Here is a 25,530-nt window from a genome sequence, read left to right as displayed (position 1 = left end):
TTTAGAGTGTCGAAAGAAGGGGCAGAACCGTCCTCTGTTTTTTCATTAGCAATTGACATGTATTTAGAATGAGTGCTATATTCGTTTTAATGTGAAGTGTCAAAATATTTTGTACAAGTTCATGGCTAGAGGAGCTTTTTGATGGTCAGATTGAAGGATATTGCGGAATACGTAGGAGTTTCCATATCCACTGTTTCAAGGGTGATCCAAAATGATCAAACCCGAAACGTTAATCAGGAAACGAAAACTAAGATTTGGGAGGCGGTAAAAGAGTTAGGCTATGTGCCCAATCAACACGCCCGGAATTTAGTGAAGAACAAACAACAGAAGAGTGAAACGAGAACAATGAAAATTGGCTGGGTAGCCAATCCGAAACAAGCTGAAACGAATCCCTATTTTGCAAGTATTTATACGGGAATACGTGATACATTATCGGAAAATGATTATACCTTGATCAGCATAACAAAGGATGAACTTGAGAATGAAGCGCTCCTTTTAAAAACGATTCACGATCTTGGGATTGAAGGGCTTCTTGTCATCGACAAAATCGATGATAGTCTGCTTGGATATATCCAGCAGAACATTCCGCTCGTTGGATTAGACTTCTTCTATTCCGATAAGAATGTTGCGATTGTTGATTATGACCGTGAGGAAGCTATAAAAGAGGTGGTCCGCCATCTTCTGGCCTGCGGACATCAAGACATCGGGTTTATTGGCGGAGGCGTTAACAGTAACTACGAAGACCTGCATGCCGAATATCGCTTTAAAGGATATCAGGCTGCCATGATGGAAGCCGGTCTGGTTATCCGTCCGGAGTGGATCTTGAATTCAAAGTGGAAAATGGATAATAGCTACCGGGAAATGAATCAGCTGATTAAGAAGAGTTCAGCACATTTGCCGACAGCGATGGTTTGCGCGAGTGATATGATGGCGATTGCAGCCATGAGGGCAGCTGTGGAAAACCAGCTAAGAGTTCCTGAAGATATTGCCTTCTTTGGAGTAGATAATATTGAAATGAGCAACTATTCTTCACCGCCACTTTCAACTGTCGACATTCCAAAGTATGAAATAGGCAAAATGGCGGCAAAGACGATTATGGAAATGGTCGAAGGGGTAGTCACGCTTCCAATGAAGCTGATCCTGCCATATAAATTAGTGATTCGTGAATCATCCCAATATAAACGAACCACTTAGTGGGTTCCTTTTTTTAAAAGCTTCTGGAAAACGTTTGGCTATTTTCCGGAAAACCATCCGGCCGGCAATCTGGCCACCCATTATTAGAGGAGGATAAAGATGAATACGATGACAGCTATTGTCGTGGGAGCGGGTGACAGGGGAGCGAGAGCTTATGCCCCTTATGCGCTGGCTTACCCAAATGAGTTGCAAATTGTCGGAGTCGCAGAACCGAATCCGGAGAGAAGGATAAAATTGCAGCAGACGCACCAAATTCCAGATGAAAATTGCTATATCTCATGGGAAGAGGCACTTAATCAAGACAAGAAAATTGCTGATATTGCAATTATTTGCACGATGGACCAAAATCATTTCAAGCCGACGATGAGAGCTTTGGAAATGGGTTACCATGTTTTGCTGGAAAAACCAATGTCCCCGAATCCACTGGAGTGTATTTTGATGGAGCAAGCCGCGAAAAAGTATAATCGCCATCTTACCATCTGCCACGTTCTAAGATATACCGACTTTTGGTCCACGATTAAAAAGGTGATATCGAAAGGGGAAATCGGTGAGATTGCCTCGGTGCAACTAAATGAAAATGTGGAATACATGCACATGTCCCATAGCTTTGTCCGGGGCAATTGGAATAATAAAGAGAAATCGAGCCCGATGATTCTTCAGAAGTCCTGTCATGATATGGATATTATCTCTTTTATTTTGGATAAGGAATGTAAGCGCATTAGCTCGTTTGGTTCGCTCATGCATTTTAAGCAGGAAAACGCTCCGGCTGGCGCGCCGAAAAGATGCTTGGACGGATGTCCGGCAGAGCTGGAATGCCCATACCACGCAGGAAGGTACTACCTCGGCGAGGGCAGGGGCTGGGCAAAAAAATTCACTGAAGACCATACGAATGAAGGCATCGTCAAAGCACTGTATGAAACGCCTTATGGTAAATGCGTTTATCAATCCGATAACAATGTTGTTGATCATCAAGTGGTCAATATGGAGTTTGAAGGCGGAGCGACAGCAACGTTCAGCATGTGTGGGTTCACGAGGGAACAAACAAGAATTGTCCAGATCATGGGGACAAAGGGAGAAATTCGCGGGAATATGGAGGAAAACAGCATTTCCATCTATGATTTCCTGACAAAGCATGAAACTGTTATTCATTTGGATAACCCAACTAGCGGCCATGGCGGCGGAGATAATGCGATCGTCAGGACGTTCCTGAGGGAAATTCAATTCGGAAGCAATGAGCATAGCGTTTCTTCTGTATCGGCATCTGTCAGAAGCCATCTTATGGCTTTTGCAGCGGAAGAGTCCAGGGTAAACCAGGGCCAGTCGATTAACATTGATGAATATTATACTAGTTTAGTAGGAAGTAAGAATTCCATAGCGACTCAGTGATGGAGTACATATTACTGAAGTTGAGGAAAACGTTGTTTTAGGAGGTGGTAAACGTTTTCCAAGACCAACAAGTTTGTATTTAACGAAGCGCATCCAGAAATCGCACACGAATTGAGTAGGATCCTATTTTAACTAAAAGGGGAATTTTGATGAAAAAGCTAATTAGTTTATTGGTAGTAGGGATTTTGATTTTTTCACTGGCAGCCTGCGGGAATGCTGATAAAGCCAGCTCGAATTCGAAGGGTGATAAGAAAATTACCTTGTGGTATTGGAATCGGGGGCTTGACGAAAAGGTTTTGGAAAAAGTGAAGGATGAGTTTCCGAATGTTGAATTCGTCGCAAAAAAATTACCTCCGGGAAAAGATTACAAAACAAAGCTTATGACACTTCTTCGTTCCAAAAATACCAACGACTCTCCTGATTTAGTATTGCTAAACGTTTGGGTATCCGAGTTATTGCCGTACTCTGATAAATTCGTAAATATATATGATCATGGCGGTAAAGAGCTGGAAAGCCAATATCCTGCCTGGAAGATTGGACAAGCCGTTACCGGTGATGGAAAGAGCATGATTGCCCTGCCGGTTGATACTGCGCCAACAGGTTTCTTCTATCGCGAAGATATTTTCAAAAAGGCTGGCATAGCTAATTCTCCTGAAGAGCTATCTGAAAAAATGCAGACGTGGGATGGCTATCTGAATGTCCTGACACAATTGAAAGAAAAGGGAAATGCCTATGCGGTTTCATCAATGGGTGACGAATTCAGCAATTACTTAAATAAACTGGATAAGCGCTTTTTTGATAGTGAGGACAAGTTCATTGGCGACCAGAAGCATATTAAAGAGATCTGGAATCAAGTAGTAGAATTGAACGAAAAGGGACTTGTCGCGGATAATATTGTCGCGCAGGACCAGGAATGGAATGCTGCCATCAACAACAATAAAGTCGCCGGGTATGACGGACCTGTCTGGGCTAAGGACATTATCATCGATACGACTCCTGGCACATCCGGATTATGGAAAGTAGCAAGATCCCCTCTTGGCGATGGAAATGACGGTGGGTCTTTCCTCGGGGTTTTAAGTTCTTCCAAGAACCAAAAAGAAAGCGTGGAAATAGCGAAATTTATTAACAATGCTGAAAACCAAATTACATCGTATAAAGACTTAAGCTTATTCCCTTCCCATAATGACGCGCTTAACAGTAAAGAGATTTCCCATGAAGAGGAATTCTTTGGCGGGCAGAACACAACTGAAATCTTTGTTGAATCAGCCAAGAATGTTAAGGAAGCATACAAAGGATCAAAGGAATCGATTGTATTATTAGCCTTTTTAGATGAATTGAATTTAGTCGCTACTCAAGATAAAGACCCTGAAAAGGCATGGAAAGATGCCCTTGAAATGATAAAGAGAAACTTAAGCATTTAATGAGTCTCGGAAGGGGGAGTGATCCCCCTTCTGCCCATATAAAAATGACATACTGCGTTTAAGCGTAACTTGATGGGAAATAGGGCGGTGATTAAGATCGAAATGTCAAAAACAACACACAAACGAACTTTTGCAGAAACGTGGAAAGAAATGAAAAAGAATAAAGGGGCTTATTTGTTCATTTCTCCCTTCTTTATCCTGTTTTTTATTTTTGGCGTCTATCCCATACTTTTTTCATTTTATCTTGCCTTATCCAGCTGGGATGGTATTGGTGAAATCGAATTTATCGGGCTTAGGAATTTTGACTTTTTAATAAAGGATCCAATGTTTTGGAAGTCGATTTCCAACACGTTGATCATTTGGGTTATCTCAACGATCCCAATGGTTATTTTGGCCTTGGTCATTGCGTTCTTATTGAATTCGGCTTTTGTTAAATTCAGCACGATGTACAAAACGTTATATTTCCTACCCAACGTTACAGCAATAGTAGCTGTAGCGATCATTTTCGGCGTCATATTCTCTCCGAATTATGGATTGATCAATTATGTGTTTTCCTTGGCCGGGCTTCCGCCGATCAATTGGCATTCGGACTTTTGGGGAGTCAAGATTGCGATAGCGGCGATGGTTATATGGCGGTGGACGGGCTATAACGCCATCATTTTTCTGGCAGGCCTGCAAAATATCAATACCGAATTATATGAAGCTGCCCGAATGGATGGGGCAAGTACCTTCCAGATCTTCAGGAAAATAACGATCCCCCTATTAAAACCAGTGATGATTTTCGTTGTGATCACGTCAACAATTGGCGGAATGCAAATATTCGCCGAACCGCAAATCCTTGTTGGGAATTCCGGAGGGCCAGGCGGCGGCGGGATGACGATTGTTTTGTATCTTTACCAGCAGGCTTTCGAGAAAAATCTGTATGGATACGGATCAGCCATTGCAATCGGCTTGTTTATCATCATTATGCTGTTCTCGCTTTTCAATTATCTAGTACTCCAAAGAAAGCAATAAGGGGTGATAGTACTTGTCTAAATTAAAAACCATTCTTTTGCATGTAAGCTTATTAGCTGGTGTTCTCCTGTCAATCTTTCCGTTCTATTGGCTATTAGTACTATCAACGAATGATTCAAGCGCTGCGTATTCATTCCCGCCGAAATGGACTCTGGGAGATAAGTTCTTATCGAATGTGCAACAGGTGTTTGCTGAAGTGAATTTTTTCGAGTCGATGCTTAATACTGTGTTTGTCGCAACGGTATCAACTGTAATGGTATTGTTCTTAAGCTCACTGGCAGGGTTTGTATTTGCGAAGTTCCATTTTCCGGGCAAAAAGTTTCTGTTTATCTTTACGATTGTAACGATGATGATTCCCGCTCAGCTCAGTTTGATCCCAATGTTTGTCATGATGCAGAACTTTGGCTGGATCGACAGTTATAAGGCACTGATTATTCCGGGGCTTGTCAGTGCGTTTGGGATCTTTTGGATCAAGCAGTATGCCGAAGGAGCCATCCATGATGACTTGCTGAATGCCGCCAGAATCGACGGATGTGGCATGTTCCGCATTTATTGGAGTATCGCACTGCCAATCCTGAAACCAGCATTGGCTTTCCTGGGGATCTTTAATTTTATGGGCGCATGGAACGACTACTTGTGGCCGCTGATTATATTAAATGATCCTTCTAAATATACATTGATGGTCGCGCTATCCAATTTAACAGGTCTGCATGCAACAAATTACGCTGTTGTTATGACGGGCACATTGTTGGGCACCCTGCCATTAGTTATCCTGTTTTTAATTGGAAGCAGACAATTTATTTCGAATATAGCAGCCGGGGCAGTAAAAGACTAGCGGTCCCGCAGTGAAAAATAGATGAAAACAGCATCGAACGGGAGGACAAAAAATGGGCAAATTAACGGTGCATGGAGATCAGTTGCTAATGGACAATCAGCCGTTTCAATTAATCTCCGGCGCAATCCATTATTTTAGGGTAGTACCAGAGTATTGGGAAGATAGATTATTAAAGCTTAAAGCTTGCGGGTTTAATTGCGTGGAAACCTATATTCCATGGAACCTTCATGAGCCAAAGGAAGGACAATTCAACTTTGCTGGCCTTGCCAACATAGAAGAATTCATCCGGATTGCGGAACGTATTGGCCTGTATGTCATTGTGAGGCCAAGTCCTTATATATGCGCGGAGTGGGAGTTCGGCGGATTGCCTGCCTGGCTGTTGGCCGATCGCAATATGAGGATTCGATCCTCATACGAGCCATTCCTGGAAAAGGTAGACCGATACTTTGATGTACTGCTGGAAAGGCTGAAGCCTTTGCTGGAAACGAATGGCGGCCCGATCATAGCCATGCAGGTTGAAAATGAATACGGAAGTTACGGAAACGATAAATCCTATTTGGAATATCTCAAAAATTCAATGGTTTCCAGGGGGATCGATGTACTGCTGTTCACATCGGATGGCCCTACTGATGCGTGTTTGCTTGGAGGAACGATTGAAAATGTATTGGCGACCGTGAATTTCGGATCAAATCCGAAGAAGTACTTCCCGAAGCTGCAGGAGTATCGTCCCAATACCCCAAACATCTGTATGGAATATTGGAATGGCTGGTTCGACCACTGGGGCGAAAAGCACCATACAAGAGATCCACAGGATGCCGCTGACACATTTTCTGAAATGCTGGAAGATGGCGCGCATGTCAATTTTTATATGTTCCACGGCGGCACCAATTTTGGTTTTTATAATGGGGCGAATTATGACGAGGAATATGCTCCTACCGTTACAAGCTATGACTATGATTGCCCGCTAAGTGAGACAGGTGAATTGACGCCCAAGTTTTATGCGGTCAGGGAAGTTATTGCGAAGCATAAGGAGATTGGTGAATTAGTTTTGCCGGCACCTATTCCAAAAATGAACTACGGCACTGTCCAAATGAAAGAAACTGCAAAGCTTTTTGATATAGTCAAAAAAATAAGCCAGCCAGTTTACAAAACACATCCGGAAACGATGGAAAAGCTGGGCCAGGATTATGGGTTTATCTTGTACAGGACAACTGTCAGAGGACCGCTTGAAACAGTTCCGCTCACCATTCAGGAAGTAAGGGACCGGGCGATTGTGTTTGTAAATGGCAACTATCACGGTGTGATTGACCGCTGGAAGAATCATACTCTCGACATCGAAGTTCCAATTGAGGGAATCCAGCTTGATATTCTCGTAGAAAACATGGGGCGAATCAACTACGGGCCTTTAATGATGGATCCAAAAGGTATTACAGAAGGAGTCAGAGTCGGAAGGCAATTCCAGTTTCATTGGGAAATCTATTGCCTGCCTTTAGATACGGTCGAGCTTGTGGAGTATACAGAAAAGCCAATCCCGGGTCAAACGCCTGCTTTTTACCGAGGGACAGTGGAAATAGAGGAAATTGGCGATACATTTATTGACCTGCCTGAATGGACAAAGGGCGTTGTTTTCATTAACGGTTTTAATATCGGAAGGTACTGGGAAATAGGCCCGCAGAAAACATTGTACGTACCAGGTCCATTGCTGAAAAAAGGAAGCAATGAGATTGTTATTTTTGAATTGCACGGTACGGCAAAACCGGAAATTCAATTGGTTGATACGCATGATCTTGGATAACCGGAAAATGAAAAAGGCGATTGGCATAGACATCGGCGGAACAAAGGTTGCGGCAGGGATTGTTGCCGAAACAGGTGAGCTGCTCTTCCGGTCGGAGGTGAGGAGTGATTCCTCCGATAAGGAAAAGATGTTTACCAGAGTTGTAGAAGCTGTGGAACTAGTCTTGGAGAAATCATCCCTTTCGATCGTGGACATTGAAGGCATTGGTGCCGGAGTACCAGGCAAGGTGGACAGGGAGCGTGGAATAGCCGTTTTTCAGAATAACCTGCCATGGACACAGTTTCCGATTGCCAGCCGGCTCCAAGAAAAGTTTGGGCCTAAACCGATTACGATTGACAATGATGTTTATACGGCGGCATTCGCTGAATGGAAGGCTGCCGGGGGATGTAAGGACGAAACTTTTGTTTATGTGACCATTAGTACAGGGATTTCCTGTTCGATTATTCATAACGGCTCATTTTTCAGGGGAGCCGGTTTTGCAGGAGAGATTGGGTTAATACCTGTGCTCTCTGAAGCCGTACATAATGAAAACAAAAGATTGGAGAAGCTGGCTGCCGGTCCAGCGATTCAGAGATATGCCGAAAAATCGTTGAAAAGGGATGGGCTGTCCACTGCAGAGGTTTTTAGAGGATATTTGGAAGGCGGGCAAGAATACAAACCGATTATCGATGAAACTGCAAACGCCCTGGCGCAAGGTCTTTATGCTATTTCATGCCTCGTCGATCCCCATAAAATGGTGTTCGGCGGCAGCGTGATTGTCCATAATCCCTTCCTGCTGGATTTAGTCAAAGAAAGGCTTAAAGCATACCAAATCCCTGAACAGCACCACATTTTAGAGCATATGAGCATCAGCACGCTTCGGCAGGATAACGGAGTAGTTGGTGCGGGATTAAGAGTGTTTGAAATTACCGGTAACTGAAAAGGAGTGACCCAAATGTTTGCGAGCAGCCAAGAACTATTGGAATCATTAGGCGCGTCAATTACAGCGGCGGAAATTAAACAGCAGCCTGACCTATGGAAAGAGACCTATTTTTTGTTTGAAGAGAAAAGGGAAGAAATCCAGTCGTTTTTACAAAAGATTGAAGATAAGCATGACCGGATCAGATTGATTTTTACAGGGGCAGGTACGTCCGCCTATGTGGGTGAAACGGTTACTCCCTTTTTGAAAGGGGCAATCAATGAAAAAAAGTGGGATTTGCATTGTGTGCCCACTACATCATTAGTATCCAATCCTTATCAATATTTAAAAGCTGATATTCCAACTCTTCTCGTTTCTTTTGCCAGGAGTGGCAATAGCCCTGAAAGTGTGGCAGCGGTGGAATTGTCCGAACAATTGGTTTCGGACCTCTATCAATTAACCATTACATGTGCCAAGGATGGGGAGCTTGCGAAACGGGCCAAGGGAGACGGAAACAATCTGTTGCTCTTGATGCCTGAAAAATCGAATGATCAAGGGTTTGCGATGACGGGAAGCTATTCCTGCATGGCTCTTACCGCTTTACTCGTTTTCGATCCGCTGGTGCTGGAGGAAAAGGCTGCTCTAGTTCAAAAGATCCGCCAAATGGGTGAAAGTGTTATTAACAAAGAGAAGGATATCCAACAAATCATTGATCTTGATTTTGATCGGATTATTTACCTTGGATCAGGCTCTTTAGAGGGACTGACAAGGGAAGCTCAACTAAAAGTTTTGGAGTTGACAGCGGGACAGGTTGTCACTGCGTTTGATTCCTCAATGGGCTTCAGGCATGGCCCAAAATCCTTTGTAAATGAAAAATCGCTGGTGTTCGTGTTTGTGTCTAATCAACCTTATACCCGTCAATACGATTTAGATATTTTGGAAGAATTGCAGCATGACAATATAGCAAAATATGTTTGTGGCATTCAAGTGGACGGCAGCATGAATTATGGGGGGAACACGTTCAAATTTGAAAACGAATTTAAAACAGTTCCCGATGCCTACCTGGCATTGCCTTATGTCATGTTCGCGCAAGCCGTTTCCTTGATGGCATCCGTAAAGGTCGGCAACAAACCAGATACACCTTCTCCTACCGGGACGGTCAACCGTGTAGTGAAGGGTGTAACAATCCATGCATACAATCCAGAGAGTTGATGGCATCGGGAACGGCAGAATGAAGACTGGAGAGGTGTAAACAATGTTAAAACTTACAACAAATAAAATAAATGCTTTAAAGCGATTATCTGACGAAAATGGCATTATTGGCGCATTAGCGATTGATCAGAGGGGCTCCCTGAAGAAAATGATTGCTTCAGGAAGCGCGGCAAACGTTGGCGATGAAGGGATTATCCGCTTTAAGGAGATTGTGTCAGAAGAATTGACCCCTTATGCAACGTCAATTCTGCTTGATCCGGAGTACGGCCTGCCGGCAGCACGGGCTAGGCACGAGGATGCTGGTCTATTGGTTGCCTATGAGAAAACCGGTTATGATGCAACAGCCGTAGGCCGGCTGCCTGATTTACTGCCAGAGTGGTCGGTTAAACGGTTGAAGGAAGCAGGCGCTGATGCAGTTAAATTTCTCCTCTATTATGACTGCGATGAAGACAATAGTATTAACGAACAAAAGCATGTGTATATGGAACGCGTTGGCTCCGAATGTGTCGCCGAAGACATTCCATTCTTCCTTGAAATCGTCACCTATGATGCGAAAAATGATGATGTGAAAAGCAAAGCTTATGCACAAGCTAAGCCGCATAAGGTCATTGAGGCTATGAAGGAATTCTCTAAACCACAGTACAACGTCGATGTATTAAAGGTAGAAGTACCGGTGAACATGAAATATGTTGAAGGGTACAATGATGGTGAGAGTGTTTATTCAAAGGAAGAAGCTGCAGGCTTTTTCAAAGAACAAAGTGAAGCAACCGGGCTGCCTTTCATTTTTTTAAGTGCCGGAGTCAGTGCCGAACTATTCCAGGAAACGTTGAGATTCGCGAAGAATTCAGGTTCAACCTTTAATGGAGTACTATGCGGACGGGCAACCTGGAAAGATGGTGTAGCGCCATTTGCAGAAAAAGGAGAACAAGCCGGCCGTGATTGGTTAAAAGACACAGGCAGGAAAAACATCCAGGAACTGAACGCTGTCCTAAAAGAAACAGCCAGCTCGTGGCACAATAAAATTTCAGAAAAATAAAGTCAACTTTAACCTCAAAATATTTATGCAGGGGACAGTTCTGTTGCTTCATTCGAGTCTTGAATGAAGTGGTGGAGCTGTCCCCTTTTTTCTTTCTTTGTAAAAACTCAGTTAAAGGTGAGTGTTGATTTTCAAGAAGTTGATTGGAACGGAGGGGACTGACTCCGGCGGGATGCAGCGGCACGTGGAGACCCCACAGGCGTCATAGACGCCGAGGAGGCTCCACGGTCCGCCCCGCGGAAAGCATGTCCCCGGAGTGGAAATCAACAATCAAGGTTAACATAGTCTTCTGCAAAATCCAAAATTTCTCCTTATTGACATGTTCAGTTTAATAGGTGATGTCGTTTGTTGTTATAAATGTTATAGAGAAACGGAATGTGCTGGTTTACAATAGTAGTGAATATCGAATCGGAGCGGGAAGGGGATGTCTATGGGGAATGATGGACGTTACCGGGTGATGATTGTTGATGATGAGATGCTCATCCGCCAGGGAATTAAGCATTATATAGATTGGGAAAAAGAAGGGTTTGAGATTGTTGCTGAGGCGGGGAATGGTCGTGAAGCGCTTGATTTAATGGAGGGAGCTAAGCCGCATATTATTTTGACAGACATTGTCATGCCTATTATGGACGGGGAAGAGCTGACGAAATTCGCCAAGAAGCGGAATCCGGATATTGAGGTGATAATCCTCAGCAGTTTTGGCGATTTCGATTACGTCCGCTCCACTTTCCAGCACGGGGTAGTTGATTATATTTTAAAGCCGGAGCTAGATGGCCCCGTGCTGATTGAAGTATTGCGGAAGGCGGCTGGCCGGATTGAATCTTCGGGCAAAATGAAGAAACAGCCTGATGGAAAGCTATCGATTGGGGATGTCATCAGCAAAGTATTTTCCGGTTACAAAGTGGACCAGGATGATCCGGCGCTTTCGTTTTTGCTGCCGTTTAATGGCTATTGCCTGGCCGCATTCAAAAAGGGTGATGGCGGCGAGTTCTCTTCAGAGACTGTTCAGAAACTTGAGGAATCCCTGAAAAGCGCTCTTGGCAGCAGCATCATCAGCCGGATTCCAGGCAGCCACGGGGCCGTTAACTTTTTCATCAACACGAATCATGACTGGAAGGCCATCGTAGACTCTGTCAATTCCGCTACCAAAAATAGCACGGCAACAAATAATAACCAGGTTGCTGCTCCGCAGAGTACAAATTCAGCGCCTGTTTATGCGGCAGTTGGCAATTATTTTATTGATCTTGTTACGCAAGGCGGGGCGCATCGTGAAGAATTGGACAGACTGCTCAGCCTGCATTTTTATTTTCCAGAGTTGGTCGTGTTGACTCCGGAGATTCTGGAAAGAACAGTCCCTGAACCGCCGGAGTTCAACATGGATGTTTTCACTGCAGAATTGAGGAAGCGGGAGTTCGCGCCTGCATTTATGTTTTTAAACCAGCACGCCGCTGTTTTACGCGAATGTTTTGCAACTGATATCTTTGAATTCAAGGCTTTTTTCAGCAACACGATCTTTAATACCGCGATTATCCTAAGCAATATGGGTTGCGAAGTAAAGGGCCTCGACCAGGCAAAATATCAGTATTTGAAGCTGATTGACCAGGCCCCTACAGCTGATCATGTGCTGGGGCTGCTCGACCGTTTCCTTGAAGTGGTGAGCAAAAGCCTCGGAACCGCTCCGCAGGCTGCTTCATCGAATAACATAAAGAGCATCCGCCAGTATATTATAGGGCATTATCAGGAGCCATTAACACTTACAAATGTTGCTGCTCACTTCCATTTTAATCCATCTTATTTATCGAGCCTTTTCTCCGCGCACAACAATGAAAGCTTCACTGAATACTTGAATAAAGTCCGGATTGAGGAAGCGGTCAAGTTATTGGCCGTCGGCAATGAGCAGATTTCGGAAATCAGTGAAAAGGTTGGTTATTCCGATCATAGCTATTTTTGCAAGGTATTCAAAAAAATAAAGGGTGTTTCACCGAGCCAATATAAGCGGAAATACCTTGCCAGGTGAGGGATGATCCAACATGAAATTCATTCGGGAGCGGTTCGAGAAACAGGGAATGTTTACGAAGCTGTTCCTATTTACTTTTGTCATGATTGTCACGGTTTCAAGTTCGATTACGCTTACTACTATCAAAATGTCTGAAGACTTTTTTATAAAGAAATTCAGCATCACGAATTCCAAAGTGATTGCCCAGATGAGGGAAAGCTTTGAAGGGTTCAATAGTGATATTGTCAATGCCTCGCAAAATTTGCTGCTCAGCCGAACCATCAAGGAAGGTCTGACAGGTGAACTAAGCAATTATGAAAAAATGAACACGTATTTCAATATGTCCCAGCAACTCAAGCAGGTCAGGAACAATCTTGATAACTATGATGTCAGCATTTTCGTCATGGGGCGGAATGGTATTGGCCATACGACGGACCGGACATACTGGCCGATTACGGATGAGGAGCTATTTGAAAGCCCTATAACAGACAAAAGCTTCAAGCATCCAAGACGCCTCCTCTACCATGCTGATGTTAGGACTGATGAGAAGGGGGCGAGGCAGCATTATGTTGTCGCGTCGCTTGCTCTGATGGACCGAATCAACGGTGAAGTATACGGCGCCATGTATTTCGGCTTGAATGAACTGGAATTCCGTGAAATGTATGCACCCTACACGACCGCAGGCAGCAATATTTTCATCGTGGACAGCGGAGGGACTATTCTATCAAGCAACCAATCAGGTATGATTGGCAAAACAGAGTCGAATTTCCGTTCTTTTGCGGAAAAGTTAAGTGTTTCCAAGGATGGATATCTTGTCGAGGATTTTCTTGGCAAAGAACAGATTATTCTTATGGAATATCTTTCGTCTTTCGACATGTATCTGTTCAATGTCCTTGATAAAAAAACAGCAGTCGATAACGTCATTGACAAAAAGGCGATTGTGCTGATTAGCGGTGCGATCTTTCTCATTGCCCTTATTGTCGTCATTTTGGGGACGAAAGAAATGACCAATTCCCTGACGAAGCTCGTCGACCAGATCGCCAATGCGCCAAAGCATGATTTCGATAAGCCAATTGAAGTCACCGGCACACTGGAGACGAGGGAAGTGGCAAAAGCATTCAACGCCATGTTCGAGGAATTACATGAATATGTCGACCAACTTATCGAGGCACAGAGGCAGCAACGCACCGCGGAACTGGCCGCGTTGCAGCAGCAGATTAATCCACACTTCCTCTACAACACATTGACTTCAATCAAATTCATGGTCAGGCAGGGCGACATCGAGGAAACTGAAAAGACGATGAATGCGTTTATTTCCCTCCTGCAAAATACACTCGGCAATGTCAGCGAGACAATCACGGTCTCCGAGGAAATCGAAAACCTTAAGCATTACGTCCTTATCAATCAGAAACGGTACGGCGACCGGATAAGGGTGAACTATTTTATCAGCCAGGATTGCGCGCTTTGCAAAATTCCAAAGCTTGTCCTGCAGCCGTTCATCGAGAACTCCTTTTTTCATGCATTCACTCATAAAGCGGAAGGAAATATTCATGTGATGATTTGGAAGGACACGGGCATATTGATTTGTGAGATTGTTGATAACGGGGATGGGATTGAAGATGTCCGGGATGGTAAACTGCCCGCTACAAAAAGAAAACAACAGCTTTTTTCAGGTATTGGCGTAAAAAACGTCCATGAGCGCATCCAGTTGATTTACGGGGAAGACTACGGCGTGTCCATCTCAAGCACTCCCGGGGAAGGAACAAAAGTCCGAATCACAATGCCTGCCGAAAATGGACATGACAACACGACAGCCACAAGCAAATAATAGAAGAAGCCAGCCCGCTGAAACGAGCCAAATGCTAAACCAGCCGGCCGGCTTTTTTAAATACTATTCAAGTTGAACTTCATCCTAGAAGAAAACGAAATCACGGGAGCAGTATACAACGGTATTGTTTTTTGGAAACAAAAATTTCCCTTTCAACCTAAAGATAATCCAAATTCCAAAAATAATCACAAGTCTGACTTGTAAGCGGATACAATCTTCAAAAAATAATACAAATACATAAAAATATCGTTCTAACAGCCTGGCTAATTCAAATGCTAACATTTATATGTAAGCGATAACGCTTACAAAAAATCAATTTACTGGGGGTAAATTCATGAAAAAGATGCTTGCGCTGTTCCTGGTGAGTATTCTGATCCTTTCAGCATGCTCATCCGGCTCAAAGACAAATGGGTCATCAGGCAGCAAGGATACGAAAGATATCACAATTTGGGCCTGGGATCCAAACTTTAATATTAAAGCCCTAGAACTTGCAAAAGAAGAATACAAGAAGGCAGATTCTAAGCTTAATGTGAAAATAGTTGAAAATGCTCAAGCCGACATCATCCAAAAATTGAATACCAGCCTCAGCTCCGGAACGACAAAAGGTCTGCCTAACATCGTTCTGATTGAAGACTACCGTGCACAAAGTTTCTTGCAGGCATATCCCGATATGTTCTATGAACTAACAGATGTGATTAACGCAGATGATTTTGCAGATTATAAAATTCCGCCAACCAGCCTTGACGGCAAAAACTATGGCGTACCTTTCGACACAGGGGTAGCCGGCCTTTACTTCCGGACCGACTATCTTGAAAAAGCAGGCTACAAAGTCGACGACATAAAAGATATCGATTGGAACAAATACATCGAAGTTGGCAAAAAAGTAAAAGAAGCAACTGGAAAGCCTATGTTGACCCAGGATCCGAAAGATCTTGGCCTGATCCGCATGATGATCCAGACAAGCGGTTCCTGGTACCTGAAAGAAGATGGCAAGACTCCTGACCTCAAAGGCAATGCAGCATTGAAAGAAGCATTCGAAACGTATAAAGCGATGCTCGATGCAGACCTCATCAAGCCGGTATCTGACTGGAGCCAATTTGTAGGCGGCTTTAACAGCGGCGATGTTGCAACTGTTCCAACTGGAAACTGGATTACTCCATCCGTTAAAGCGGAAGCATCCCAGGCAGGCAAATGGACTGTCGTGTCCATGCCGCGCCAAAACCAGCCTAAGTCGGTCAATGCATCCAATCTTGGCGGCAGTTCCTGGTATGTCCTCAATATTGATGGAAAAGAAAAAGCTGCGGAATTCCTGAAAAAGACATTCGGCTCGAATTCTGACTTCTACCAGACCTTGAACAAAGAAATCGGCGCGATCGGCACATACAAGCCGGCTGCAGAAGGTGAACAATACAAAGCAGCTGATGAGTTCTTTAGCGGACAAACACTCGTTTCCGACTTTGCTGCCTGGACGGAGCAAATCCCGCAAGTAAACTATGGCCTACACACATATGCGATTGAAGATATTCTGGCGGTTGAATTGCAGAACTATGTGAAGGGCAAGGACATCGATAAAGCTCTGGCAGATGCCCAGGCGCAAGCTGAAGCACAAATTAAGTAATTTTGAAAAACAAGCAAGCCTTGGGAAAACGCCGGCTGATCCTGTTGGGTACACTAACCTGATTGGTTGATAGGCTGACCCAAGGCTTTTCTTTCAATCCAAAAATCCTGGCCAGCACATTAGCAGGATGAAACGACTAAACTCGAAAATAATGTAGCCGTTTGCTATTCACATACGAAAGCTACCACGAAGGGGATGGGAACGTAATGCTTGAAAATCCTGGCCATCAGCTTAGCACCGCAAAGCCCCATAAGGCACCTGAACAAAAGCACGGCCTGAATCTTCGTTTTAAGAATAAAATGATCGGTTGGTCCTTTGTCATTCTGGCCGCTGTCATGATCATTGTATTTTATTTTTATCCGATGCTTCATGCACTGCTATTGTCCTTCCAATCCGGCACTGGGAGAAACCTAAGCTGGGTTGGCCTGGAAAATTATGCAAGGTTATTTAAGGACCCTGTGTTCCTTACCACCGTGAAGAACACGGTCATTTACTTGATTATCCAGGTTCCTTTGATGATTATCCTTGCACTTATTCTGTCGGTCCTGCTAAACAGCAAGTCTATCAAATTCAAAGGCTTGTTCAGGACGGCAATCTTTCTGCCTGCTGTGACATCGCTAGTTGCTTACTCGGTTATTTTTAAATACATGTTCGGCCAGGATGGCCTGATTAACATCATGCTAATGAAACTATCTCTAATTACCGCGCCAATCGAGTGGCTGACCGATCCTTTCTGGGCAAAGGTCACCATTATTCTTGCGATAACATGGCGCTGGACAGGCTATAACTTGATATTCTACTTGTCCTCCCTGCAAAATATCGACCAATCCATTTACGAAGCAGCAAAAATTGATGGGGCTTCAGCATTCCAGCAATTTACAAAAATTACTGTGCCGCTTCTGAAGCCAATCATTCTATTTACATCTATCACATCAACAATCGGTACGCTGCAGCTATTTGACGAAGTTATGAATATTACAGCCGGCGGACCTGGGAATGCAACGATGACCATTTCGCAGTATATTTACAATTTATCGTTCAAATACACACCTGACTTCGGGTATGCCGCGACTGTTTCCTATGCAATCGTCATCATGATTGTCATCTTCTCAATCATCCAGTTTAAAGTGGCAGGTGATAAAAATGACTAGTCTAAAAAAAGTATCAGCGTATACCGTCCTGATTATCGCGTCCCTTGTGTCCATTTTCCCGTTTTTATGGATGGTTGTGAGCTCTACGAATAAATCATCAGATGTTACGCAGGGGAAATTGCTGCCTGGAAGCCATTTGGTGGACAACTTCAGAAAGCTCCTTGAGACGATCGATCTAGTACCGGCATTGATGAATTCAGCGAAAATATCAATTCTGACTACCATTTTGGCGATGCTGATTGCTTCGCTTGCAGGCTATGGCTTTGAAATATTCAGAAGCAAATCAAAGGATATGCTGTTCACCGTCCTGCTTTTGTCGATGATGATTCCATTTGCGGCCTTGATGGTACCTTTATTCAGGATGTTTGCCGATCTTTCGCAGACCCTCCCGGCAATTGGGATTGATACGACTGCAGCGGTCATTTTACCAACGATGACGACTGCGTTCCTGATTTTCTTTTTCAGGCAAAACACAAAAATGTTTCCAAAGGAAATCCTCGAAGCTGGCCGAATCGACGGCCTGAGCGAGTTGGGCATTTTCTTCCGGATTTATATCCCGACGATGAAAACAACGTATGCAGCTGCGGCAATTATCACGTTCATGGCGAGCTGGAACAGCTATCTATGGCCGCTCGTTGTCCTGCAGTCGCCTGAAAACATGACGATTCCGCTATTGATATCAAACCTTGGTTCAAGCTATGCACCTGACTATGGCGTTATTTTTACGGCTATTGTCATCGCAACACTCCCAACTGCACTTATCTTCTTCGTTATGCAGAAGCATTTTGTCGCAGGTATGATGGGGTCTGTCAAATAATCAACGATACTTGAAAAGGAGATACAATCATGCGAGAAAATCCGAGCACAAGCTGGCTTACAGACTTGAATACATTTAAGGTCAACCGTTTGCCGGCCCATTCCGACCATTTCTATTACACAACAATGGAAGAAGCGCGGAGCGGAGCGCCTATGTCGATGAGACACAGCCTAAACGGCACCTGGAAGTTTTCTTACTCTGTAAATACTGATAACCGCCCGGCAGATTTCTATAAGCCTGAATTCAACTGCGGCGGCTGGGGCAGTATCACCGTCCCTGGCCATATCCAGCTCCAGGGCTATGGACAGCCACAATATGTCAACACAATGTACCCCTGGGACGGCGAGGCAAGCATCCGTCCGCCCGAACTCCCACAGGACAAAAACCCTGTAGGCTGCTATGTGAAATATTTCAATATCCCGGCAGGATTTGAGGAAGGGCCGCTGTTCATTTCCTTCCAGGGAGTTGAATCAGCATTTTATGTCTGGCTAAATGGCCAATTCGTTGGTTATAGCGAGGATTCATTCACACCTGCCGACTTTGAACTCACTCCTTATTTGAAGGAAGGTGAAAACAAACTCGCCGTCGAAGTATACCAGCGCTCTACAGGCAGCTGGCTCGAAGACCAGGACTTCTGGCGCTTCTCAGGAATATTCAGGGATGTCTACCTTTACACAGTCCCTGAGCTACACATCTTTGATGCTGACCTCCGGGCAGAGCTGGATGCTTCTTTCAAAAAAGGCACATTGTCAGCCGCTTTAACGCTGCTGTGTCCAACTGAAGGCAGAGTTCATGCGGAGTTGGTTGACGCTGCTGGCACTCTCATTGGTTCGGCAGATGCACGGATTGATGGTGACAAGGCAGTCCTTTCGATTGATGTCGAAGAGCCTTCGCTTTGGAGTGCCGAAAAGCCGTATCTCTATCAGGTGTTTTTTAAGGTTTACAACAGGGAGGGCAAGCTTTTTGAGGTTGTCCCTCAAAAAGTGGGCTTCAGACGTTTCGAGCTTGCCAATAAAATCATGCAGCTTAATGGAGAAAGGATTGTCTTCAAAGGTGTCAACCGGCATGAGTGGAACTACCGCACGGGCCGCACGGTTACAAAGGACGATATGCTTTGGGACATAAAGACATTAAAGCGTAACAACATCAATGCAGTAAGGACGTCTCATTATCCGAATCAGAGCTACTGGTATGAGCTTTGTGATGAATATGGGATTTATGTAATTGATGAAATGAATCTTGAAACCCATGGGTCATGGCAGAAGATGGGGGCCGTTGAACCGTCCTGGAACATCCCTGGTAACAAAGCGGAGTGGCAAGATATTGTTCTCGACCGAGCAATCTCCATGTATGAACGCGATAAAAACCATCCATCTATCCTGATCTGGTCTTGTGGCAATGAATCGTATGCAGGTGAGGTAATTCTAAAAGCTTCGCAGTATTTTAAATCAAAGGATTCTAGCCGCCTCGTCCATTATGAAGGCGTCTTTCATGCTCGCGAATACGACGAGACAAGCGATATGGAAAGCCGGATGTACGCCAAGCCGGCCGATATAGAGGAATATTTGAATGATAATCCACAGAAGCCTTACATCTCCTGTGAGTATATGCACGCGATGGGCAACTCTGTCGGCGGCATGTACAAATATACTGAGTTGGAAAATAAGTATCCTATGTACCAGGGGGGCTTCATTTGGGATTTTATCGACCAGTCACTCGTCAAAAAAGATCGCTACGGAAATGAGTTTTTGGCCTATGGAGGCGACTTTGACGACAGGCCGACCGACTACGGTTTCTGTACGAACGGGATTGTTTATGCAACCCGTGAGGAATCACCAAAAATCCAAGAAGTTAAATTTCTTTACCAAGACTTCAAGCTCTTCCCTGAAAAGAGGGGCACCCGGATCAAGAATAAAAGCTTGTTCTCGGATGGAAAGGAATATTTCCTTGAAGTTTGCGTGTTCCGTGAAGGGGTTGAATTAAATAGGAAGCAATTTGATGTCTCAATTGCCCCGCAAGGAGAAGCATTCATTGAGCATCAGCTTCCTGAAGAGGTGTCTGCTGGTGAATACGTCATCCAGGCATCGCTAAAACTGAAGGGTCGCACGCTCTGGGCAGAAGCCGGACACGAGACTGCGTTCGGTCAGCATATTTTCCGGGTTGCGAATGCAGAACCTGTTGCTGTCCAAGGAGAGCTCCGAGTCGTAAAAGGGGACGTAAATATTGGTGTCCATGGATCTGACTTTTCTATTTTGTTCTCGAAACAAGCAGGGACGCTTGTCTCGTTGAACTATGCGGGCCGTGAAATGATTTCGTTCCCGCCATTTCCATTGTTCTGGCGCGCGACAACAGACAACGACCGCGGTTTTGGACAAAGCTACCATTCTGGCCCCTGGCTCGCAGCAAGCCTTGCCCGCAGACATACAGTTGTTGACCTAGTGGAAGAAAAAGACCGTGTCAAAGTTGCGTTTTCTTACAAATTCTCAATCAACCAGGAAATTGAAGTACAGACTGTCTATACCGTCTATGCAGATGGCAGTGTAGGCGTGAAGCATTCCTACAAAGGAGCAGCCGGCTTGCCGCAAATGCCCTTATTCGGACTATCCTTCAAAGTTCCAGCCGATTACGACCAGCTAAAATGGTATGCAATGGGTCCAGATGAGAATTACTCTGATCGGGCAAAAGGCGCTCGCCTTTGTATTTTTGAAAATACAGTTCAGGAAAATGTATCTGCATACCTAAAGCCCCAAGAATCCGGTAATAGGACTGGGGTACGCTGGGTGGAGGTCACCAATAAGATTGGTCGAGGAATCAAGATTACATCTGTATCCGAACCGCTTGATTGCAACTTCTCACCCTATACTGCATTCGAACTTGAAAATGCCCAGCATCATTACGAGCTTCCGGACGTCCACTATACAGTCATTACCGTGGCCGGCAAGCAAATGGGGGTTGGCGGCGACGATTCTTGGGGCGCGCCAGTTCACGATGAGCATCTAATAGATGCCAATGAAAATCTGGAATTTGAATTTAAGATTCAACGAGTGTAATAGTGAAGAAAGAGTCCCTGAACTTCTTTAGGGGCTCTTTTGCCAAAAATTAGCCAAAAAAGGTGATGTTTCGTGCATATACATATCAATCAAGATACTAAACAGTTTCACTTAACAAACGGAAAAGTTAGTTACATCTTTCATGTTATGAAAAATGGGCAGCTCGGCCATCTTTATTACGGAAAAGCACTTCGGAATCGCAACAATTTTTCCCATCTGCAGACGTATGATGTCCCGACGGCTGCAAGCTGCCACCTCTACGCTGATGATCCTGCGTTCAGCCTGGAAACAGTCAGGCAGGAGTTTCCCGTGTACGGGAGTTCCGATTTCAGGGAACCGGCCCTTTTGCTTAGCAAGCCGGATCAAAACTTCATTCCCGATTTCCGCTATGAAACGCATCGTTTGCTGGAAGGGAAGCCTTTGCTAGAGGGGTTGCCGGCAACGTATGTCGATTGTCCAGAAGATGCCATGACTTTAATAGTTGTTTTGAAAGATACAGGTCTGGATGCAGAGCTCACACTGACTTATACGATATTTGCTGATCTTCCTGTCATCACGAGGAATGCTGCCCTGACAAATCACGGTCGTAACCAGTTGACGATTGATCGGTTGATGAGTGCTTCGATCGATTTTCCTGACAAGGACTTTCACATGGTTCACCTGGCTGGAACGTGGTCCCGCGAGCGACATGTGAAAGTCCGGGACCTCGAGGCTGGCATTCAGTCGATTTCAAGTATCCGGGGAGCAAGCTCGCACCATCACAATCCATTTCTGGCACTGAAGAGAATGGACGCAACCGAGCATCATGGAGAGGTTTACGGTTTCAACTTTGTCTACAGCTCCAATTTCCTCATGCAAGTTGAAGTGGACCACTATGAAAATACGAGACTGACCGCGGGTATTCATCCGTTTGGCTTTCAGTGGAATCTTCAAGCGGGTGAATCCTTCCAGTCACCTGAAGTCGTGATGGTCTATTCCGAGGAAGGGCTGAATGGGATGAGCCAGGCTTTCCATCGTTTGTACCAGAGGAATCTGATTCCGAAAAAATGGCGCACTGATACCCGGCCAATTCTCATTAACAACTGGGAAGCAACGTATTTTGATTTTGATGAGGAAAAGCTTGTCAACATCGCAAAATCTGCGCGTGAGTTAGGGATTGAGCTGTTTGTCCTTGACGATGGATGGTTCGGGAAGAGGAACAATGATACGACCTCACTTGGTGACTGGCATGTTGATCTCAATAAGCTACCGAACGGGATTGAAAGCCTGGCTAAAAAGATTAACGAAACCGGAATGAAATTCGGGCTCTGGTTTGAGCCGGAAATGATTTCACCTGTCAGTGACTTGTTCGAGGAACATCCTGATTGGGCTGTCGGCATCGAAGGGCAGCCTCGCACGCTTGGCCGCAATCAGCTTGTTCTTGATTTTTCAAGGCGGGAGATTGTGGATTATATTTTTGGGAAAATGTCTGAAATCATTGAACAGACTGGACTTTCTTATATTAAGTGGGACATGAACCGGAACATTACTGAAGCATTCTCGTCAAAACTGGCTCAGGACAGGCAAGGAGAATTTTTTCATCGTTACATATTAGGGGTTTATGACTTATATAAGCGGCTGACTACGAGGTTTTCTGATGTCTTGTTTGAATCGTGTGCAGGCGGGGGCGGCCGCTTTGATCCGGGAATGATGTATTATGCGCCTCAAGCGTGGGCCAGCGATGATACTGATGCTGTTGAACGGTTGAAAATCCAGTACGGAACATCATTTGCCTATCCTATCTACAGCATTGGCTCCCATGTATCTGCTGTTCCGAACCATCAGACATTACGGACGACACCACTTTCGACAAGGGCTAATACCGCCTATTTCGGAACATTTGGCTATGAACTCGACCCGTTAAAAATGACTGATGAAGAACGGGATGAAATCAAGAAGCAGGTTGCCTTTTATAAACGGCAGCGCGCACTAATCCGAGACGGAGTATTTTACCGTTTATTGGACCCGTTCGAAAGCAACGTAACCGCCTGGATGGTTGTAAGTGAGGACAAATCTGAGGCATTGATTGGCTATTATAAAGTTCTGGCAACCCCGAACGGCCCGAAACACCAGACACTTAAATTGTGCGGTTTAAATGAAGAATTCGTCTACACAGTTAATGGCCGAACTTATTACGGCGATGAACTGATGCAAGTAGGACTTATCTTGCCAACTGAATTTAATGGAGTCAACAGCCTGTTTGCCGAACGCGGAGGTGACTTCCAATCTCTTGTTTTTCATCTGAAACGTATGATGGATTGAGAGATAAAGGTGCCTCCACCAGGGAAGGAATCAGAGAAGGAACGTTTAACAAAGAACCAGGATATCGTGCTTATCCTGCTTTCTAGAAGAAATGCGGAGGGTTTTATAGAATTGGAGAAAAACTGCCTGCCTAGCAATATCTAGCGGCAGTTTTTTTGTGAAGTGAGCCAGCAGAACCGTCTCCTACTTAATTTTTGAAGATAGAAAACAACCGATGATTGATTTTGATTGTTTATGATTGAAAATGATTGATTTTTGGAATCGGTTTCATTATAATGGGAATAGTTGAGGAGGAGGGTGACGGTTTATGTTGACACCTGAGAGACACCGGATGATTTTGCAGATGATTAAGGAAAAGCCTCATGTGAAACTACAGGAGTTTGTGGATGCTACGGGGGCTTCGGAGTCGACGATCCGCCGGGATTTGACTCAGCTTGAAGAGGAGAAGCTTTTGAAGAGGGTGCATGGTGGAGCGGAACGGCTTCAAAGAAAGCTGCTTGAGCCGAGCATGGCAGAGAAATCTTCCAAAAACCTTCATGAAAAAGTCATGATCGCTCAGTATGCGGCAAGTCTCGTGGAAAAAGGGGACTGCATTTATCTCGATGCCGGTACAACGGTCAGGGAAATGATTCAATTTTTGCCCGAAAAAGATATCGTTGTTGTAACGAATGGGCTTATGCATATCCAGCCCTTGCTTGAAAAAGGGATTGAGTGCTATCTGATTGGCGGTTACGTTAAACAGAAAACGAATGCGATTATCGGCAGAGGCGCACTTGAGAGTCTGGAACAGTACCGTTTTGACAAGTGTTTCCTTGGCGTGAACGGGATTCATCTCCAATATGGGTATACGACTCCCGACCAGGAAGAAGCGATGATTAAGGAAAAAGCGCTCAGCATGTCGGCTGAGTCATTTATTCTTGCGGACAGTTCGAAGTTTTCGGAGATTGCTTTTGCAAAGATTGCCGATCTTCATGAAGCCTCAATCATTACAGATAAACTAGATGATGAACATAGAACGCTATACAGCAGCAAAACTGACATAAAGGTAGTGACAACATGATTTATACGTTGACGTTGAATCCGTCCATTGACTATATCGTCGGTCTTGAAAAAATGGAGCTTGGCGCGCTGAATCGAACGCAAAAAGAAGCGAAAATCCCCGGCGGGAAAGGGATTAACGTGTCCATCCTGCTTCGGTCCATGGATGTGGAATCAATCGCCACCGGCTTTGTCGGGGGTTTTACGGGCCAATATGTGAAGGATTCCCTCGAAGCAAAAAGGGTAAAGACCTCGTTTATTGAGGTGAACGGGGAAACGCGAATCAACGTAAAGATTAAGGCAGAAGAGGAAACTGAAATCAATGGGCAAGGGCCGGCGATTACAACGGAAGACTTGAACCAGCTGAAAGAGAAAATCCGCGAGCTGCAGCGGGGGGACACCCTGGTTCTCGCCGGGAGCATCCCCGGCAGTATGGATAAAAATATTTATAAAAACTTGATTGAAATTTGCCGGGAAAACGGCACAGAGACAGTGGTTGACGCGGAGGGCGACCTCTTGAAAACGGTTCTTCCATTTCAGCCATTTCTTATTAAACCGAACCATCACGAGCTCGGCCAGTTTTTCGGAGTGGACATCCACACGCCGGATGAGGCCATCTCTTATGGCAAAAAACTGGTGGAACTAGGTGCGAAAAATGTGATTGTATCGCTGGCAGGAGAAGGGGCTGTCTTCATCAACAAAACGACAGCGCTGTCAGCCACCGTCCCGAAAGGTGAGGTTAGGAGTTCAATTGGCGCCGGGGATTCAATGGTTGCCGGATTCCTCGCCAAATATAAGGAAACAGGCAGCGTAAGAGAAGCGTTCCGCTACAGCGTCGCTGCCGGGAGCGCGACTGCATTCTCGATCGGGTTGGGAACGAAGGAGAAGACACTGGAGCTTCTAGAACAGGTAAAGCTTACCGAGAACGAATTTTAAGGAG

General features: G+C 44.8%; 18 protein-coding genes. All 18 read left to right on the top strand.

Annotated features, from left to right (window positions below; genetic code table 11):
• The first annotated feature begins 141 nt into the window (after positions 1–141).
• Positions 142–1,194 (top strand): LacI family DNA-binding transcriptional regulator, encoded by a 1,053-nt coding sequence (locus BN1002_RS16850; RefSeq protein WP_048826696.1) that lies wholly within the window; start codon positions 142–144, stop codon positions 1,192–1,194.
• Positions 1,195–1,293: 99 nt separating this feature from the next.
• The gene (locus tag BN1002_RS16845; protein WP_048826695.1) at positions 1,294–2,580 is read left to right on the top strand and encodes a Gfo/Idh/MocA family protein; all 1,287 of its coding nucleotides are present in this window, start codon (positions 1,294–1,296) and stop codon (positions 2,578–2,580) included.
• 149 nt (positions 2,581–2,729) lie between these two features.
• Positions 2,730–4,001, top strand: a complete 1,272-nt coding sequence (locus tag BN1002_RS16840) for an ABC transporter substrate-binding protein (RefSeq protein WP_048826694.1) — start codon at positions 2,730–2,732, stop codon at positions 3,999–4,001.
• A gap of 87 nt (positions 4,002–4,088) precedes the next feature.
• On the top strand, positions 4,089–5,015 hold the full coding sequence (locus BN1002_RS16835; protein WP_442853398.1) for a carbohydrate ABC transporter permease: 927 nt from the start codon (positions 4,089–4,091) through the stop codon (positions 5,013–5,015).
• A 13-nt stretch (positions 5,016–5,028) separates the two neighbouring features.
• Positions 5,029–5,850, top strand: coding sequence for a carbohydrate ABC transporter permease (locus tag BN1002_RS16830; RefSeq protein ID WP_048826693.1), 822 nt, complete (start codon positions 5,029–5,031; stop codon positions 5,848–5,850).
• A gap of 52 nt (positions 5,851–5,902) precedes the next feature.
• Complete coding sequence (locus BN1002_RS16825; protein WP_048826692.1) at positions 5,903–7,645, top strand: glycoside hydrolase family 35 protein; 1,743 nt, start codon at positions 5,903–5,905, stop codon at positions 7,643–7,645.
• A 7-nt stretch (positions 7,646–7,652) separates the two neighbouring features.
• Entirely contained in the window at positions 7,653–8,564 is a 912-nt protein-coding gene (locus BN1002_RS16820; RefSeq protein WP_048828016.1) for an ROK family protein, read from the top strand.
• A gap of 15 nt (positions 8,565–8,579) precedes the next feature.
• Positions 8,580–9,755: an AgaS family sugar isomerase gene (gene agaS / locus BN1002_RS16815; protein ID WP_048826691.1), complete on the top strand. Its 1,176-nt coding sequence runs from the start codon at positions 8,580–8,582 to the stop codon at positions 9,753–9,755.
• 43 nt (positions 9,756–9,798) lie between these two features.
• Complete coding sequence (gene lacD / locus BN1002_RS16810) at positions 9,799–10,791, top strand: tagatose-bisphosphate aldolase (RefSeq protein WP_048826690.1); 993 nt, start codon at positions 9,799–9,801, stop codon at positions 10,789–10,791.
• Between the two features lie 430 nt (positions 10,792–11,221).
• The gene (locus tag BN1002_RS16805; RefSeq protein WP_048826689.1) at positions 11,222–12,808 is read left to right on the top strand and encodes a response regulator transcription factor; all 1,587 of its coding nucleotides are present in this window, start codon (positions 11,222–11,224) and stop codon (positions 12,806–12,808) included.
• Between the two features lie 13 nt (positions 12,809–12,821).
• The gene (locus BN1002_RS16800) at positions 12,822–14,615 is read left to right on the top strand and encodes a cache domain-containing sensor histidine kinase (protein ID WP_048826688.1); all 1,794 of its coding nucleotides are present in this window, start codon (positions 12,822–12,824) and stop codon (positions 14,613–14,615) included.
• 334 nt (positions 14,616–14,949) lie between these two features.
• A complete protein-coding gene (locus tag BN1002_RS16795) occupies positions 14,950–16,233 on the top strand; it encodes an ABC transporter substrate-binding protein (RefSeq protein ID WP_048826687.1) in 1,284 nt (427 codons plus the stop codon).
• A gap of 299 nt (positions 16,234–16,532) precedes the next feature.
• Positions 16,533–17,384, top strand: coding sequence for a carbohydrate ABC transporter permease (locus BN1002_RS16790; RefSeq protein ID WP_231575114.1), 852 nt, complete (start codon positions 16,533–16,535; stop codon positions 17,382–17,384).
• Positions 17,377–18,201, top strand: coding sequence for a carbohydrate ABC transporter permease (locus BN1002_RS16785; RefSeq protein WP_048826685.1), 825 nt, complete (start codon positions 17,377–17,379; stop codon positions 18,199–18,201). Before BN1002_RS16790 ends, BN1002_RS16785 begins: the two co-directional genes overlap by 8 nt.
• Before the next feature lie 29 nt (positions 18,202–18,230).
• Positions 18,231–21,251, top strand: a complete 3,021-nt coding sequence (locus tag BN1002_RS16780; protein WP_048826684.1) for a beta-galactosidase, LacZ type — start codon at positions 18,231–18,233, stop codon at positions 21,249–21,251.
• Positions 21,252–21,323: 72 nt separating this feature from the next.
• Positions 21,324–23,552, top strand: a complete 2,229-nt coding sequence (locus tag BN1002_RS16775; RefSeq protein WP_048826683.1) for an alpha-galactosidase — start codon at positions 21,324–21,326, stop codon at positions 23,550–23,552.
• A 307-nt stretch (positions 23,553–23,859) separates the two neighbouring features.
• The gene (locus BN1002_RS16770; RefSeq protein ID WP_048826682.1) at positions 23,860–24,612 is read left to right on the top strand and encodes a DeoR/GlpR family DNA-binding transcription regulator; all 753 of its coding nucleotides are present in this window, start codon (positions 23,860–23,862) and stop codon (positions 24,610–24,612) included.
• Positions 24,609–25,526: a 1-phosphofructokinase gene (gene pfkB / locus BN1002_RS16765; protein ID WP_048826681.1), complete on the top strand. Its 918-nt coding sequence runs from the start codon at positions 24,609–24,611 to the stop codon at positions 25,524–25,526. The genes BN1002_RS16770 and pfkB overlap by 4 nt, the downstream gene beginning before the upstream one ends.
• Positions 25,527–25,530 lie beyond the last annotated feature (4 nt).

This window comes from Bacillus sp. B-jedd, assembly GCF_000821085.1.
Lineage (GTDB): Bacteria > Bacillota > Bacilli > Bacillales > Cytobacillaceae > Bacillus_D.
Note: the sequence above shows the minus strand (reverse complement) of the source record. Positions and strands in the feature narration are given on the sequence as shown.